This is a genomic window from Amycolatopsis sp. cg9 (assembly GCF_041346945.1).
Lineage (GTDB): Bacteria > Actinomycetota > Actinomycetes > Mycobacteriales > Pseudonocardiaceae > Amycolatopsis.
Window position 1 is genome coordinate 9,580,029 of the sequence record NZ_CP166850.1, and the last position, 15,368, is coordinate 9,595,396.

Annotated in this window: 15 protein-coding genes; 3 read left to right on the plus strand and 12 right to left on the minus strand. The window is 71.4% G+C overall.

What is annotated here, in order from left to right; genetic code table 11:
* Positions 1 to 7 precede the first annotated feature (7 nt).
* A complete protein-coding gene (locus tag AB5J73_RS43945) occupies positions 8 to 1,201 on the plus strand; it encodes a cation:proton antiporter (protein WP_370965393.1) in 1,194 nt (397 codons plus the stop codon).
* 297 nt (positions 1,202 to 1,498) lie between these two features.
* On the opposite strand, the gene AB5J73_RS43950 is transcribed toward AB5J73_RS43945, so the two are convergent.
* Positions 1,499 to 2,449 (minus strand): GNAT family N-acetyltransferase, encoded by a 951-nt coding sequence (locus AB5J73_RS43950; protein ID WP_370965395.1) that lies wholly within the window; start codon positions 2,447 to 2,449, stop codon positions 1,499 to 1,501.
* A 49-nt stretch (positions 2,450 to 2,498) separates the two neighbouring features.
* Complete coding sequence (locus AB5J73_RS43955; RefSeq protein WP_370965397.1) at positions 2,499 to 4,340, minus strand: Xaa-Pro dipeptidyl-peptidase; 1,842 nt, start codon at positions 4,338 to 4,340, stop codon at positions 2,499 to 2,501.
* Between the two features lie 67 nt (positions 4,341 to 4,407).
* Here AB5J73_RS43955 and AB5J73_RS43960 point away from each other — a divergent pair, with 67 nt between their 5' ends.
* Positions 4,408 to 5,247 (plus strand): SAM-dependent methyltransferase, encoded by an 840-nt coding sequence (locus AB5J73_RS43960; RefSeq protein WP_370965399.1) that lies wholly within the window; start codon positions 4,408 to 4,410, stop codon positions 5,245 to 5,247.
* On the opposite strand, the gene AB5J73_RS43965 is transcribed toward AB5J73_RS43960, so the two are convergent.
* From AB5J73_RS43965 to xerD, 6 genes are all read right to left on the minus strand, one after another.
* Positions 5,226 to 5,978, minus strand: coding sequence for a pseudouridine synthase (locus AB5J73_RS43965; RefSeq protein WP_086864727.1), 753 nt, complete (start codon positions 5,976 to 5,978; stop codon positions 5,226 to 5,228). The two genes, AB5J73_RS43960 and AB5J73_RS43965, sit on opposite strands and share 22 nt — an antisense overlap.
* Positions 5,965 to 6,807, minus strand: coding sequence for an SMC-Scp complex subunit ScpB (gene scpB / locus AB5J73_RS43970; RefSeq protein ID WP_370965401.1), 843 nt, complete (start codon positions 6,805 to 6,807; stop codon positions 5,965 to 5,967). Before scpB ends, AB5J73_RS43965 begins: the two co-directional genes overlap by 14 nt.
* The gene (locus AB5J73_RS43975) at positions 6,804 to 7,706 is read right to left on the minus strand and encodes a ScpA family protein (RefSeq protein WP_370965403.1); all 903 of its coding nucleotides are present in this window, start codon (positions 7,704 to 7,706) and stop codon (positions 6,804 to 6,806) included. The genes scpB and AB5J73_RS43975 overlap by 4 nt, the downstream gene beginning before the upstream one ends.
* Complete coding sequence (locus tag AB5J73_RS43980) at positions 7,706 to 8,116, minus strand: cobyrinic acid a,c-diamide synthase (protein WP_370965405.1); 411 nt, start codon at positions 8,114 to 8,116, stop codon at positions 7,706 to 7,708. Before AB5J73_RS43980 ends, AB5J73_RS43975 begins: the two co-directional genes overlap by 1 nt.
* Positions 8,113 to 9,084 carry a ParA family protein gene (locus AB5J73_RS43985; protein ID WP_370965407.1) on the minus strand — a complete coding sequence of 324 codons (972 nt, stop codon included), beginning with the start codon at positions 9,082 to 9,084 and terminating at the stop codon, positions 8,113 to 8,115. The genes AB5J73_RS43980 and AB5J73_RS43985 overlap by 4 nt, the downstream gene beginning before the upstream one ends.
* Positions 9,085 to 9,231: 147 nt before the next feature.
* Positions 9,232 to 10,134 carry a site-specific tyrosine recombinase XerD gene (xerD, locus tag AB5J73_RS43990; protein ID WP_370973504.1) on the minus strand — a complete coding sequence of 301 codons (903 nt, stop codon included), beginning with the start codon at positions 10,132 to 10,134 and terminating at the stop codon, positions 9,232 to 9,234.
* A 106-nt stretch (positions 10,135 to 10,240) separates the two neighbouring features.
* On the opposite strand from xerD, the gene AB5J73_RS43995 reads away from it, so the two are divergent.
* Positions 10,241 to 10,735 carry a DUF1707 domain-containing protein gene (locus AB5J73_RS43995; protein WP_370965409.1) on the plus strand — a complete coding sequence of 165 codons (495 nt, stop codon included), beginning with the start codon at positions 10,241 to 10,243 and terminating at the stop codon, positions 10,733 to 10,735.
* Between the two features lie 96 nt (positions 10,736 to 10,831).
* Here the strand turns inward: AB5J73_RS43995 and AB5J73_RS44000 are convergent, their stop codons facing one another.
* The 4 genes from AB5J73_RS44000 to AB5J73_RS44015 all read right to left on the minus strand — a co-directional run bounded on the left by AB5J73_RS44000 (position 10,832) and on the right by AB5J73_RS44015 (position 15,269).
* Positions 10,832 to 11,461: an NUDIX domain-containing protein gene (locus AB5J73_RS44000; RefSeq protein ID WP_370965411.1), complete on the minus strand. Its 630-nt coding sequence runs from the start codon at positions 11,459 to 11,461 to the stop codon at positions 10,832 to 10,834.
* Positions 11,458 to 13,158: a CTP synthase gene (locus AB5J73_RS44005; protein ID WP_370965413.1), complete on the minus strand. Its 1,701-nt coding sequence runs from the start codon at positions 13,156 to 13,158 to the stop codon at positions 11,458 to 11,460. Before AB5J73_RS44005 ends, AB5J73_RS44000 begins: the two co-directional genes overlap by 4 nt.
* A gap of 85 nt (positions 13,159 to 13,243) precedes the next feature.
* Positions 13,244 to 14,401, minus strand: a complete 1,158-nt coding sequence (locus tag AB5J73_RS44010; RefSeq protein WP_370965415.1) for an acyltransferase — start codon at positions 14,399 to 14,401, stop codon at positions 13,244 to 13,246.
* 205 nt (positions 14,402 to 14,606) lie between these two features.
* The gene (locus tag AB5J73_RS44015; protein ID WP_370965417.1) at positions 14,607 to 15,269 is read right to left on the minus strand and encodes a GntR family transcriptional regulator; all 663 of its coding nucleotides are present in this window, start codon (positions 15,267 to 15,269) and stop codon (positions 14,607 to 14,609) included.
* Positions 15,270 to 15,368 lie beyond the last annotated feature (99 nt).

Consider the following 15,368-nt stretch of genomic DNA (forward strand, 5'->3'; position numbering starts at 1 on the left):
GCGGCCGATGGACCACACCGCGCTGTCCCTGATCGAACTGGGGGCGGTCTTCTTCGTGCTGGGCGCGCTCGGGCGCCTGGCCGGGAAGATCGGCCTCTCCCCCATCCCGCTCTACCTGCTCGGCGGCCTCTGCTTCGGCTCCGGCGGGCTGATCCCGCTGACCGACATCGGCGGCTTCACCCACCTGGCCAGCGAAATCGGCGTCGTGCTGCTGCTGTTGCTGCTGGGCCTGGAGTACTCCGCGGCCGAGCTGTTCACCGGCCTGCGCCGCTCCTGGACGGCGGGCCTGCTCGACATCGTCCTCAACGCCGCCCCGGGCGCGGCGGTCGCGCTGCTGCTGGGCTGGGGCCCGGTCGGCGCGATGGTGATGGCGGGCGTCACCTACATCTCGTCGTCCGGCATCGTCGCCAAGGTCCTCGGCGACCTCGGCCGGCTCGGCAACCGCGAGACGCCGGTGGTGCTGTCGATCCTCGTGTTCGAGGACCTGGTGATGGCGCTCTACCTGCCGATACTCACGGCGGTGCTGGGCGGGGTGTCGCTGCTCGGCGGCATGGAGGCCGTCGGGATCTCGCTGCTGGTGATCACCGTGGTCCTGGTGATCGCGCTGAAGTTCGGCCGGTACGTCTCGGCCGCCGTCGACAGCCCCGACCGCGAGGTGTTCCTGCTCAAGGTCCTCGGCGCGGCCCTGCTGGTGGCGGGCGTCGCGTCGGCGATGCAGGTGTCGGCCGCGGTCGGCGCGTTCCTGCTCGGCATCGCGATCTCCGGCTCGACGGCGGAGAACGCGACGCACCTGCTGGAGCCCCTGCGCGACCTGTTCGCCGCGGTGTTCTTCGTGGTCTTCGGCCTCAACACGAACCCGGCGTCCATCCCGCCGGTCCTCGGCTGGGCCGTCGTGCTCGCACTGGTGACAACGCTGACGAAGGTCGGCACCGGCTGGTGGGCGGCCCGCCGGCAGGGCATCGGGAAGATGGGCCGCGCCCGCGCCGGAGCGGCGCTGGTGGCGAGAGGCGAGTTCTCGATCGTGATCGCGGGCCTGGCGGTGACGGCGGGCGCGGTCACCGGCGAACTGGCCGCGCTGGCCACGGCGTACGTCCTCCTGATGGCGATCCTCGGCCCGACGGCCGCCCGGGTCGTCGAGCCGATCGTCCGCGCGGTGCAACGCAAGACGGCCGCGAAGACGGCTCCGGCCGAAGCGAGCTGAAGCCGGCCGAGCAGAAGACCAGGTCACGGCGGCGATCGCGGAACGCGAGTCCTTACGCCGTGACTGCCGGGCCGGTGCCGCCCGGTTCGCGCGGTTGCTCGCGCCGGACTTCTCCGAGTTCGGCACCTCCGGCCGCGAATTCGGCCACGCCGCGGCACTTCTCGTGGGGGACGAGACCGAGGACGACGAGCCGATCGAGGTCCGGAACATGCGCGGCCTGCTCGTCGCCAATGGCGTCGACATGGTGAAGTACCCCGCCGAACGGCGCCGGCCGGCGCCGTTCGGCGGCCGGGCGAATCAGGCTTCGAGCGCCCAGCGCACATACCGCCGCGTCGGCGTGAAACCCGCCTTCACGAAAACCCCGGACGCCCCGGCCGGATCCGCCGAGTCCACGTTCAAGCTCGCGCGGTCGTGACCCAGCCTGCCGGCGGCCCGCAGCGCGTGGGCCAGCAACGCGCCCGCCACACCCCGCCGCCGGTGCTCCCGCAGCGTCCCCACGACCATGAAGTGCGCGTCGCGAACACCGGTCGCCGCCGTGTCGGCCTCCCACGACATCGTCACCAGCACGCCCACCGCGGTCCCGGCGTCCCGCGCCAGGAAGGAGACCTCCGGCAGGAAGGTCTGGTTGACGATCTTGTTCCGCCACTGGTCCGCCGGCATCGGCGCGGCACCCCAGAAGTCCCGGTAAGCCTCGTTCCGCACCGACCGGAAGTCCTCGTCGTTCGACGGCGACCACGCCTCGATCCGCACCCCCGGCACGACGACGTCGGTCACGCCCGAGAGGGGGTGCTCCATCCGCTGGAAGTACCGCGCCGGCGTAAACCCCCGTGACCGCACGAGTTCCGGGACCCCGGCGATGTGCTCGGCCTTGTGCACGTCGACCACCAGCCGCAGCCCCGGGTGGTGCCGGGCGTGCACCACCTTCGCCGCCGCCACGCCCGCTTCGAGCAACGCCGTCCCGATGCCGCGGCGGCGGTACGCGGGATGCACGCCGCCGTCCAGGAAGACCCGGTGGACTTCCCGGACGGACGCCTGGTGGCGGACCTTCATGTAGCCGACCAGCGTCTCGCCGTCGAACGCGGCGAGGCTCGCCCGCTCGAGGTCCGTGTACGGGTCGATCAGCTCCTGGAGCGTGTCCTCCTCGGTGTAGTTCTCCCCGATCCGGTCCACGGCCTCGATCGCGTTGAGCAGGTCGGCCGACGCCCTGGCGTCCCCGCCGGTCAGCGGCCGCCACGTGAGTGCGCGCATGCGCCGACCGTAGCCACGGCGGGGACGGGCTGTCGTGCGGTTTTCCCGGTTACCGCAGGTCCGCCCGGCCCGCCGACGGCACGTGCTCGCCGCCGGCCGGGGACGGGTGTGTCGTTGCCGGCGCCGGGATGCCCGTCAGCGGGATCGACGCCGACGTGCGCGCCAGGTCCAGGGTCACCCGGCCCGGCTGGGCGGGGCCGCGGATGAAGCTGCCGTCCGTGCCGCCGATGATCAGCGCCAGTGCGTGCCCACGCGGCACCACGTGGTCGGTCGAAGCCAGCCGGAACGTCATCGGGTACGCCGTGCCCGGCGTCAGCGGGCGTTCCTGGGACAGGGAAGCGTAGTTCGCGAGGTCCGCCCAGCCCCGGCTGAGGATCGTGTAGTTCACCTTCTTCACGTCCGCCGACGCGATCCGGTAGCAGGCGTCGTCCCCGGCCGCCGACGATCCCCAGCAGTTCTCGGTCGTCCCGGTCTTGATCCCCTCGCCGCTGCCGGCGAAGTTGCGGATCGTCGCCGGGCCGAGGTCCACGAGCAGCGCGGACAGCCGGGCCGACGTCGTGCTCGGCGTCGCGGTCACGGTGAGCGTCGTGGTCCCGGACACCTGGACGTCCGACGTCAGCGCCCCGGTCGAGTAGGTCAGCGCGGCGCTGCCCGGGTTCGTCACCCAGGTGTCCTCGCCCAGGTTCGGGTTGTCGGTGAAGGACGCGGTACCGGACGCCGGCGCCGTGCCCAGCGTGCCGGACGCCCCCGGCCGCAACGTCGTCGCGACGGCGTTCGCGGCCGGGTAGGCGCTCTGGTCCACCCACTGGTCCGGCTGCCGCTCGACGCTCGCCTGCGGCCCGTTCTGGACGCCGTTGTCGACGCCGAGCAGGTAGTGGTCGAACCACCGGTGCAGCAGGTCGACCCAGTCCGCGCGCCGGTAGTCGAACGGGTCGACGTGCCCGGTCTGCGCCAGCCAGATCTTCTTCTCGACGTTCAGCCCGCGCCACCACTGTCCGAAGTGGATGGTTTTGACGTTCAGGTCGTTGACGCCGTGGGAAAGCAGCACGCTGGCGCGCACGTTGCCCGCGTTCTTGACGTAGTCCCGGTCGGCCCACAGCGGCCCGTAGTCGCCGTTCGCCGTCGCGCCCTGGGTGAGGACCTGGTTCTGCGCCGAGCAGTTCTGCCCGGAGTTGCGGGCTTCGACGGTCTGCGCGAGGCCCGCCGGGTTGAACCCGAACGTCGCGCCGTCGGAGCGGTAGTAGTCGTACCAGGAGCTGATCGCCGAGATCGGCACGATGGTCTTGAGCCCGGCGACGCCGGTCGCCGCGACGCCGTTGGCGATCGTCCCGTCGTAGGACTTCCCGATCATCCCGACGTTCCCGGTGCTCCAGGCCGCCGTCACCGCACTGCCGCCGGTCTTCGCGCTGTAGCCGGTGGCGCGGCCGTTGAGCCAGTCGACGACCTTGCGCGCCGAGTCGACGTCCGAAGCGCCGCCGACGTCCGCGCAGCCCGCCGAGCGGTTGGTGCCGGCCAGGTCGACGAGCACGACCGCGTAGCCGCGCGGCACGAAGTAGTTGTCGTAGAACAGCGGGAACTTCACCGGCCTGCCGGCGCTGTCGTAGCTCTTGAGCTCGCTCTCGTTGCCGCGCCCGCAGCACGAGTAGTACGGGCTGGCGTCCATGATCACCGGCACGCGCGAGGTCGCGCCGGACGGGCGCACGACGTCCGCGGCGACGCGGTCGGAGCGACCGTCACCGTCGCCGTCGCGGCCGATGTCGACCCAGACGGTCTCCCGGATCGCCGACGCGTAGTCGTAGACGGGTTCACTCCCCGCGGGAGCCGCGGCCGCCGGGGCCACCGCGCCGGACAGGAGCACCGCGAGGATTCCGCACACCACTCCGAGTCGCATGCCCGTCACGCTAGCGAGCCGGGGAACGCGCGCACCACGGCGGAAAGTCGGGGGTACGTTGGCGGTCGTGACGGAGTCCCTGCCCGCCGTGAGCCGCACCGCCGTCGGCGTCGCCGCGTTGCGCGCCGCCGAGAGCCGCCGCCCGGACCGCCTGTTCGACGACCCGTACGCGGCCGCCTTCTTCGAAGCGGGCCGCTCGGCCCTGCCGGACGCGTCGCCCGGAGGACCGCAAGCCGGCCTCGGCGCGCTGTTCTACCCGCAGGTCGTGATCCGCACCCGGTTCTACGACGACCACCTGCTCGGCAGCGACTGCACGCAGGTCGTGCTGCTCGCGGCCGGGCTGGACACGCGGGCGTTCCGGCTGGCCTGGCCGGTCGGCACCCGGCTGTTCGAGCTGGACCTGCCGGAAGTGCTGGCGTTCAAGGACGGCGTGCTCGACGCGCAGAGCGCCGAACCCTCGTGCGAACGCGTCGTCGTGCCCGCGGACCTGCGCGAAGACTGGGCAGTGGAGCTGCGCGGCGCCGGGTTCGACCCGGCCGCGCCGACCGCGTGGCTGGCCGAAGGCCTGCTGATGTACCTGACGCGCGAGGAGGCCGAGCGGCTGCTGACCACCGTCGGCGAGCTGTCGGCGCCGGGCAGCCGGCTCGCGTTCGAGCACCGGCCGGGCACACCACCGGACAGCTTGATCGCCCGCGCGAAGGCCGCCGCGGGAGGCGAGCACGTCACCTCGTTGTGGCGCGGCGGGCTCGGCGGCCGGGCACCGGCGTGGCTGGCCGCCCACGGCTGGGCGCCGTCGACGGTCACCCGCGCCGAGCTGGCCACCGCCTACGGCCGGCCGTCGGACGACGACGCGACCGCCGGCGGCTTCGTCACCGCCGTGCGGGGTCAGAGCTCGACGTTGCGGTAGAGCGCGCCGACCTCGCCCTTCGTCAGCCGCCGGATCGAGCCGACGCGCTGGTTGCCGAGCTGGACGTCGCCGACCGCGGTCCGGACCAGCTTGAGCACCGGGTGGCCGGTGTCCTTGAGCAGGCGGCGCACGATGTGCTTCTTGCCCTCGTGGATGACCAGCTCCACCAGCGACTTGCCGGAGTGCATGTCCTTCACCCGGAACTGGTCGACCTTGATGATGCCGTCCGGCAGCTCCCAGCCGTTGCGCAGCTCCTTGCCGAGCCCGCGCGGGACCAGGCCGTCGACCTCGGCGAGGTAGGTCTTGAGCACCCGGTAGGACGGGTGCATCAGCCGGTGCCCGAGGTCGCCGTCGTTGGTCAGCAGCAGCAGGCCCTCGGTGTTCTCGTCGAGCCGGCCGACGTGCACGACCCCGGGCGTCTCCTCGTACCGGCCGGCCAGGTAGTCGCCGACGCACGGGCGGCCGCGGTCGTCCGACATGGTCGAATGCACGCCCTTGGGCTTGTTCAGGGCGAGGTAGATCAGGTCGTCGCGCAGGTTCACGCGGGTGCCGTCGACGTGGATGACCGCCTCGTCCGGGTGCACCCGGCGGCCCAGCTCGGTGACGACCTCGCCGTCGACCTCGACGCGCCCGGCGACGATGAGGTCTTCCGCCGCGCGCCGGGAGGCGACCCCGGCCTGCGACAGCACCTTCTGCAGGCGGATGCCGTCGGGGTGCTCACTGGATGTCATCGATGGTGTCCACTTCGGGTAGCAACGGAGCGATGGCGGGCAGGTCGTTCAGTGACGACAGCCCCAGTCGCTCCAGGAACAGCTCGGTCGTCACGTACAGCGTCCCGGTCGTGTCGGGGTCGGTCCCCATCTCTTCGATGAGGCCGCGCGCGAGCAGCGTCCGGATCACGCCGTCCACGTTCACGCCGCGCACCGCGGCGACCCTGGCCCGGGTCACCGGCTGCCGGTACGCGATCACGGCGAGGCTCTCGAGCGCGGCCCGGGTCAGCTTCGACCGCTGGCCGTCCAGCAGGAGCTTCTCCACGAACGGGGCATAGACGTCCCTAGTGTAGAACCGCCACCCCTCACCGACTCGCCGCAGGTCGATCCCGGAGGTCCGGTCGGTGAACTTCTGCGCCATGGTGCGCAGCGCGACGACGATCCGCGCCTTCGGCTGCTCGAGGGTTTCGGCGAGCAGCTCCTCACTGGCGGGCGAGTCGACGACGAGCAGCAGCGACTCAAGGGCGGCCTCGAGAGCTTCGTCGGAGCTGACGTCGGGCAGCAGGCTGATGTCCCCGCTCGCGACCAGGTCGGACTCGGGGTCATCAGGCCCAGGCTCCCCCTCGGCCTCCGCACTTTCACGTGAAAGTGCGGGCTCCGGGGCGGACTCCTCGGCCACGGGCTCCACCGGCTGGCCGTCCTCGTCCACGGGCTCGCCCGACAGGGCCTCGTCCAGGGCCAGCTCCGCCGCGGCCTCCGCACTTTCACGTGAAAGTGCGGACTCCTCGGCCACGGGCTCGCCCGCCGGCGGCACCGGCGCTTCGGCCACTTCGTCGTTCTCGGGGCTCACCCGTACTCCTCTTCGTCTCCGGCGGCGCGGTCCAGCTCGGCCGCCGCGGAGGCTTCTTCCTTCGAGCCGCCCGTCCAGCGGACGTGCAGTTCCGCCAGTGCCTCGCTCTGCTCGAACTGGACCGACGACTCGCGGTAGAGCTCCAGCAGCGCCAGGAAGCGGGCGACGATCTCGACCGTGTGCTCGCAGTCGTCGACCAGCTCGCCGAACGTCGCCTGGCCGCGCTCCGCCAGCATGACCCGCAGGATCCCCGCGTGCTCGCGCACCGAGATGCGGCCCATGTGGATGTGCGCGATCGACACCGTCGGCGGCGGCTTCGGCCGGAACACCGCCACCGCGATCTCCGCGAACTTCTGCGGCGTGACGCCCAGCATCACCTCGGGCAGCAGCCCGACGAACCGGTCCTCCAGCGCCACCGACCGCGGGTACCGCCGCAGCGCGCCCTGTTCCAGCTCGCCGAACAGCGCCGCCACCTGCTTGTACGCGCGGTACTGCAGCACGCGGGCGAAGAGCAGGTCGCGGGCTTCCAGCAACGCCAGGTCGTCTTCGCTCTCGACCTCGGCCGCGGGCAGCAGGCGCGCCGCCTTCAAGTCCAAGAGCGTGGCCGCGATGACCAGGAACTCCGTCGTCTCGTCGAGGTTCCACTCGGTGCCCAGCGCGCGCGTGTACGCGATGAAGTCGTCGGTGACCCGGTGCAGCGCCACCTCGGTGACGTCGAGCTGGTGCTGCGAGATCAGCTGCAGCAGCAGGTCGAACGGCCCTTCGAAGTTGGCCAGCCGCACCTTGAACTTCGACGTGCTCAGTTCTTCGGTGTTGACGCCTTCGGGGATCATCCCGCCGTGCACCGTCTGGTGCTCTTCGGGGACCTGTTCCTCCGGAGCCGGTGCCGGCTCGTCCATCAGCCCTCGGTTTCGCCGCCGTCTGAGCCGACCACCCGCAGCCGCTGCACCAGCACCGACTCCTCGCCGTTCTGGTCGAAGTCGGCCAGCAGCACCGCCACCGCTTCGCGGACCAGCCGGCCGCGGTCGACGACCAGCTCGTGCTTGGCGCGCAGCGTCAGCCGGGCCTGTTCCATGGCCACGAGCTCGTCGCCGGAGACGTACACCGTGATCTTCGCGTCGTGCTTGGTCCGTCCCGACCCGTGCGGGGCCGCGCTGCGGGCCAGCTGTTCGGTCCGGCCGGTGCCCGCGGGCTTGGCCTTCTCGGCGGGCTCCGCGGGCGCGGGCGCCTGGGGCGGGAGGTCGAGGGCGGGGCTGGAGGTGATCCTGAAGAGTTCCGACGCTCCGGGCAGGGAAGCGCGCCTGCTCACCGAGCGATCACCTCGCGGGCCAGCTGGCGGTACGCCGCCGCGCCGGCCGACTTGGGCGCCCAGGTCGTGATCGGCTCACCCGCGACCGTCGTCTCGGGGAACCGCACGGTGCGGTTGATGACCGTGTCGAACACGGTCTCGCCGAATGCCTCCACCACGCGAGCCATGACCTCCTTCGAATGCAGGGTTCTCGGGTCGTACATGGTGGCGAGAATCCCGACTATGTCCAGTTTGGGGTTGAGGCGTTCCTGGACCTTCTCGATGGTGTCGATCAGGAGGGCGACGCCTCGCAGACTGAAGAACTCGCACTCCAGCGGGATGATCACGCCGTCCGCGGCGGTCAGCGCGTTCACCGTGAGCAAGCCGAGCGAGGGCTGGCAGTCCACAAGAACATAGTCGTAGTCGTTCATGACCGGACGAAGGACCCGTAACAACGTGTGCTCGCGCCCTACCTCAGCGACGAGCTGGACCTCCGCCGCGGACAGGTCGATGTTGCTCGGCAGCAGGTCAACGCCGTCGACGCGGGTTTTCATGAGCACGTCGGTCGCGCTGACCGACCGCTCCATGATGGCGTTGTAGACCGTGTGGTCCAGTTCGTGCGGCTGGATGCCGAGGCCGACGGCGAGCGCGCCCTGCGGGTCGAAGTCGACGAGCAGCACCTTGCGGCCGTACTCGGCGAGGGCGGCACCCAGGTTGATGGTCGACGTCGTCTTGCCGACGCCGCCCTTCTGGTTGCACATCGCCATGATCTTGGCCGGGCCGTGCCTGTCCAGCGGCGCCGGGTCGGGGTGCTCGCGGATCGGGCGGCCGGTCGGGCCGATGCCCTCGAGCTTGACCTTCTTGCCGTTGCGCTCCTGCGGTTCGTCGCCTTCGTGGACCGCGGGCGTGGCGATGGTGACCTGGCTGAGGTTCGCCGCCGCCGACCCGGCGGACTCGGCCGGTACGGCCGGCTGGTTCGGTGTCGACATGGCGCGAAAGCTCCTTGTTCGTCAGCGTCCGCCGCAGCCTATGCGCGGAGTCGGAGCCCCGGCAAAGCAACGCGCCGGACCCGAGGGGGCAATGTCACTCGACCGTCGGTCCAGGTTAGGAAGGCCCTTCGCCGTTTATAGGGCCGTCTAGCCCAACGCGCGCGGGTGCGCCGTGGCGTACACCTCGCGCAGGGTGTTGACCGTGACCAGCGTGTACACCTGCGTCGTCGTCACCGAGGCGTGGCCGAGCAGTTCCTGGACGACCCGGACGTCCGCGCCGCCCTCGAGCAGATGCGTGGCGAAGGAGTGGCGGAGCGTGTGCGGCGAAACGACGGCCGCGATCCCCGCGCGGCCGGCCGTGTCCTTGAGGACCTGCCACGCGCTCTGCCGCGAGAGGCGGCTGCCGCGGGCGTTGAGGAACAGCGCCGCGGTGCCCCGGCCGTGCGCGGCGAGCGCCGGCCGCGCGCGGACGGTGTAGGCGTGCAGCGCGGCGAGCGCGGGCCGCCCGATCGGGACCAGCCGCTGCTTGCCGCCCTTGCCGTCGAGCAGCACCGTGCGCTCGGCGGCGTCGACGTCGTCGAGGTCGAGGCCGACCGCCTCGGAGATCCGCGCCCCGGTCGAGTAGAGCAGCTCCAGCAGCGCCCGGTCGCGCAGCGGGCGCTCGCCGTCCGGCGGCGGGGTCTCCAGCAGCCGGAGCACGTCGTCGACCGGCAGGGCCTTGGGCAGCCGCTTCGCGGGCGTCGGCGGGCGGACCTCGCGGGCCGGGTTGTGCTCGGTGAGACCCTCGGCATGGGCGAACTTGTGCAGGCCCCGCACGGCGACCAGGGCCCGCGCGGCCGACGACGCCGCCAGCGGCTTGTGCTCCCCGTCGCCCTCCCGCAGGGCGGCGCCGAACGCCGTGACGTGCGCGGCCGTGACGTCGGCGACCTTCCCGACGCCCGCGCCGTCGAGGTGCGCGGCGTACCGGCGCAGGTCACGGGCGTAGCTGTCCAGGGTGTTGCGCGCGGTCCCGCGTTCGACGACCAGGTGGTCGAGGTACGCGGCGATCACGCCGTCCGTGCTGCCCGGGGCTGCCACGCCGGTCACCTTAGGCCGCCCGGGGCTCGTGACCCGGCAGAAACCCCGTTCTCAGCTTCGCGCGGTTACCTTGGATTCCATGGAGTCGGACGCGCTCCGCATCGGCACCGCCGAGCGGGAGGAAGCGGCGAGGCTGCTCGCCGACCACTTCGGCATGGGCCGCATCACGCCGGACGAGTACGAGACCCGGGTGACGGACGCCTACGCGGCGGCCACGCTGGGCGACCTGCGGCCGCTGTTCCGCGACCTGCCGCCGCCGCACCCCGGCTTCTTCGGCCCGCCGCCGGTGCCGATGGCCCCGATGCCCCCGCCGATGCCGGTGTACGCGCCCCCGCCGCTGCCGGCGTACGCCCCGCAGTACTCCTACCGCTCGAAGACGGTGGCCGGGGTGCTGCAGATCGTCCTGCCGTTCGGCGTCGGCCGGTTCTACACCGGCCAGATCGGGCTGGGCGTGCTGCAGCTGTTCATCTGCATGATCACCTTCGGCTTCGGCGCGATCTGGCCGATCATCGACGGCATCGTGCTGCTGGCCAACGGCGGCCTGGACGCCGAAGGCCGCCCGCTGCGCCCCTAGCCCCGAGCACCCCAATGTGGCGTTGGTTGCGTCCAGCGCACCCAATGTGGCGTTCGGTGCGTCTGACGCACCGAACGCCACATTGGGGCGCTTGGGTCAGGACTCGCGGCGCTTGGCGAACGCCGTCGGGCGGTCCTCCCACGGGGCATCGGCCGGGCGGGACGAGGCCGCGCCGGTGAGCACCGCGTGCGCGGCCAGCACCCCGGACACCGTGGCGCCGTTGACCAGCTCGCCCGCCAGTGCCATCCGCACCGCCTCGGCGAGCGGGAACTTGCGGATCACCAGGTCCGCCTCCTCCTCGCCGAGCACGTCACGGTCCACATCGGACAGTCCGCGGGCCAGGAACACCCGCACGACCTCGTCGGTGAACCCGGGCGACGCCGCGACGTCGACCAGCGTCACCCACTCCGAAGCCGCCAGGCCGACCTCTTCGACCAGCTCGCGCTTGGCCGTGCCGACCGGGTCCTCGCCGAGGTGGTCGATCAGCCCGGCCGGCAGCTCCCACAGCCGGTGCCCGATCGGGTGCCGGTACTGGTGGATGAGCGTGACCTGCCGGTCGTCGTCCAGCGCGACGATCGCCACCGCGCCGAGGTGCTCGATCACCTCGCGGGTCGCGGTGCCGCCGCCCGGCATGACGACCTCGTCGACCCGGAGGCCGACGACCCGTCCGATGTGGACGTCCCGGCTGGCCGCGACGCTGAACTCGTGCTCGCCGGGCGCGGTCACCGGGCCGCCACCGGGGCCTCGGGCAGCTCGACCGGGAGCCGCTCGGCGACCTTGCGGTCCACCACGGCCTTGACGAACGCGCTGAACAGCGGGTGCGGCCGGGTCGGGCGGCTCTTCAGCTCGGGGTGCGCCTGCGTGCCGACGAAGAACGGGTGCTTGTCGGCCGGCAGCTCGACGAACTCGACCAGGCGGTCGTCCGGCGAGGTGCCGGAGAAAACCAGGCCCGCGTCCGAGAGCTGCTTGCGGTAGGCGTTGTTGACCTCGTAGCGGTGCCGGTGCCGCTCGGAGACCTCGGTGGTGCCGTACGCCTTCGCCGCCTGCGAACCCGGCTTGAGCTTCGCCGGGTAGGCGCCGAGCCGCATGGTGCCGCCCATGTCCCGCTCCCCCGCGACGACGTCGCGCTGGTCGGCCATGGTCGAGATCACCGGGTGCTTGGTGTTCTCGTCGAACTCCGACGAGCCCGCGTCCTCGATGCCGGCCAGGTGCCGCGCGGCCTCGATGACCATGCACTGCAGGCCGAGGCACAGCCCGAGCAGCGGCACGCCGCGGGTGCGGGCGTACTCGATCGCGCCGACCTTGCCCTCGATGCCGCGGATGCCGAAGCCGCCCGGGATCAGCACACCGTCCACATCGGACAGCACGGACGCCGCGCCGGACGCGGTCTGCGCGTCGTCGGAGGCGACCCAGACGATCTCGACCTTGGCGCGGTGGGCGAACCCGCCCGCGCGCAGCGCCTCGGTGACCGACAGGTAGGCGTCCGGCAGGTCGATGTACTTGCCGACGACCGCGATCCGCACGACCTCGTTCGGGTTGTGCACGCGGTCGAGCAGGTCGCCCCACACCGTCCAGTCGACGTCGCGGAACGGCAGCCCGAGGCGGCGGACGACGTAGGCGTCGAGCGCCTCGCCGTGCAGCACCTTCGGGATGTCGTAGATCGACCGCGCGTCCGGGCAGGCGATGACGGCCTCGGTGTCGACGTCGCACATCAAGCCGATCTTGCGCTTGAGGTCTTCCGGGATCTCCCGGTCGGCCCGGCAGACCAGCGCGTCGGGCTGGATGCCGATGTTGCGCAGCGCGGCGACCGAGTGCTGAGTCGGCTTCGTCTTCAGCTCGCCCGACGGCGCCAGGTACGGCACCAGCGAGACGTGCAGGAAGAAGCAGTGGTCGCGGCCGACGTCGTGGCGGACCTGGCGGCAGGCCTCCAGGAACGGCAGGGACTCGATGTCGCCGACCGTGCCGCCGACCTCGGTGATGACGACGTCGGGCGCCTGCCCGGCCTCGTCCGGCTCGGCGGCCGCGGTGATCCGGGCCTTGATCTCGTCGGTGATGTGCGGGATGACCTGCACCGTGTCGCCGAGGTATTCCCCGCGGCGCTCCTTGGCGATCACCTCGGAGTAGACCTGGCCGGTCGTGACGTTGGCCTTGCCGTCGAGATCGCGGTCGAGGAACCGCTCGTAGTGCCCGATGTCGAGGTCGGTCTCGGCGCCGTCGTCGGTGACGAACACCTCACCGTGCTGGAACGGGTTCATCGTCCCGGGGTCGACGTTGAGGTAGGGGTCGAGCTTCTGCATCGTGACGCGAAGCCCGCGTGCGGTAAGGAGCTGACCGAGGCTGGAAGCCGTGAGTCCCTTACCCAGAGAGGAGGCGACGCCTCCGGTGACAAAGACGTACTTGGTTGCCCGTGACTGAAGTCCCACGGGCCGCCAGCATATCCCAAGCCCGCGGATCCGCTCGCTGTGACATGCCCGAACCGCTTTTTGTGCCCCTGACCACCCCGTCGGGCTAACTCGAGGCCGTGACCTTCAGCCGGGGACGGCCGGTGAGCGCGCGGCTGCCCGGCAGCCGCCGCAGCACCTCGACGATCACGATCGTCAGCGCGATCGTCGCCAGGTAGATGATCAAGCTCAGCCAGGGCGCGCCGAAGCGTTCGGCCACGTGCGGGATCGCCGGGCCGAGCAGGGCCAGCGCGAGCGGGTGGACGAGGAAGATGCTGAACGACCGGTTCGCCGCCCACGAGACCAGGCGGGCGCCCCGGCCGCCTTCGCGGCGGCGTGCCGACCACCACGTGGTGAGCGCGTAGATCGCCGCGATCACCGTGAGGAACCACGGGATGAGGTACGGCTGGAACGGGTCGCTGGCCACCTGCGGGAACGTTCCACTGTGGACGGTGCGGAGGTAGTACCACTCGGTGCCCACCAGCACGGCGGCGAGCGCGCCGCCGAGCAGCAGCCGGTGCCGGCCGACCCAGGCGTGCACGGTTTCGAAGTGGAAGGCCACCACGGCACCGAAGAGCGTGTAGAACTGGTACGGCACGATCGTGGCGTACAGGTGCGTGATCGTCTCGTAGCTGACCCCGAACGGCTGGTACGTCATGAACAGCGTGACGCCGACCTGCACGGCCCCGCTGCCGGCCAGCAGCCACTTGTGCTTGCCCTCGGTCGCCCGCAGCAGCTTCATCAGCAGCGGGAACAGCAGGTACACCTGCATCGTCACGAGCAGGAAGTACAGGTGGTACCAGGCGCCGCCGGTGACGAGGTCCTTGAGCAGCAAGCGCATCGACGCCTCGAGCGAGCCCGGCTGCTGCGTTCCGGTGACCAGCGAAAACGCCCAGAAGAACATGGTCCACGCCAGGTAGGGCGTGGCGACCAGCGGCAGCCGCCGTCGCCAGAAGTCGCCGGGGGCGATCTCGCGGCCGCGGTTCTGGAACACCAGCACGAACCCGGTCAGCGCGAAGAACGCCTCCCGCGTGAAGTGCAGCGGCGTCTCGACGGCGTTGGCGCCGACGTCCTGCGCGAAGTTCGTCGCGCCCACCACGTGGATGAGGATGACGCACGCGAACGTGATCAACCGGAAGAGGTCGATCTGGTGCAGGTACGGCGCTTTCCCGCCTGGTCTCGCGAGGCGGGCGGGGGCTTCGAGAGTGGCCTGGGCAGTCGTCATCGTGCCGCCGTTCCGGCACCGTCGTCGGCGTGGTTCACGTTGTCAGACTTGCCACCCATTCTGTGAATTTCCCATGAAGCCACTGGGAAGCGCCTGTTGAGCGGGCTTCTGGGACGTGTCGGATATGCCACTTCCACTCAGGAAGCGAGGACCCGCCGATCATGTTAACGCGTGAGTTCTCCGGTACGCAGCGTGAGCTTCGTCATCAAGCTGTGACCTGCGGAAAGAGCGCGCGCAGCGTCACCTCGCGGTTGACGCGTACGTGCTCGACCGCGGAGGCCTTCGCCCGCTCGGCGTCCCCGGAGGCGATCGCCTCGTACAGCCGCCGGTGCTCGTCGAGCAGCTCGGTCCAGTGCTCGTTCTGGCTCGTGAGCCAGCGGAGCCGGCCTTCCAGGGGCTGGAGCATGGTCGTGAGCAGCGCGTTGCCCGCGATGGCGACGATCTCGTCGTGGAAGCGCGAGTTGAACGCGGCGATCCGGGCGGCGTCACCGCGAGCCGTCGCGCGGGCCGCGTCGGCGAGCGCGCGGTCGAGCCGCTTCAGCTCCGCCGCGCCCGCACGGGCCGCCGCCAGCCCGGCCGCGAGCCCTTCGAGGGCCTCCCGGACGTCGAACAGCTCCTCGACGTCGACGCGCGCCAGCTGCCGGACGACGATCCGGCGCGCCGACTGCTCGACGAGGAACCCCTCCGCCTCGAGCGCGCGGATGGCCTCGCGGACCGGGACGCGGGAGACGCCGAGGTCCTCGGCCAGCTCGCGCTCGACCAGCCGGTCACCCGGGCGGAGCCGGCCGGTCAGGATCCGTTCGCGCAGCTCGTCGCGCACGCGCTGACGGGTGGCCGCCAGGGGCTGCCGCTCGCTCGCCGTCGTCACCGGTCCCCCTCCTCACAAGCCTGTAACACGAGTTTACGGACCGGAGGGTTGACGGCGGCGGACCCGAGGGTGATATTTGGGATGCCAAATTTTGGTATC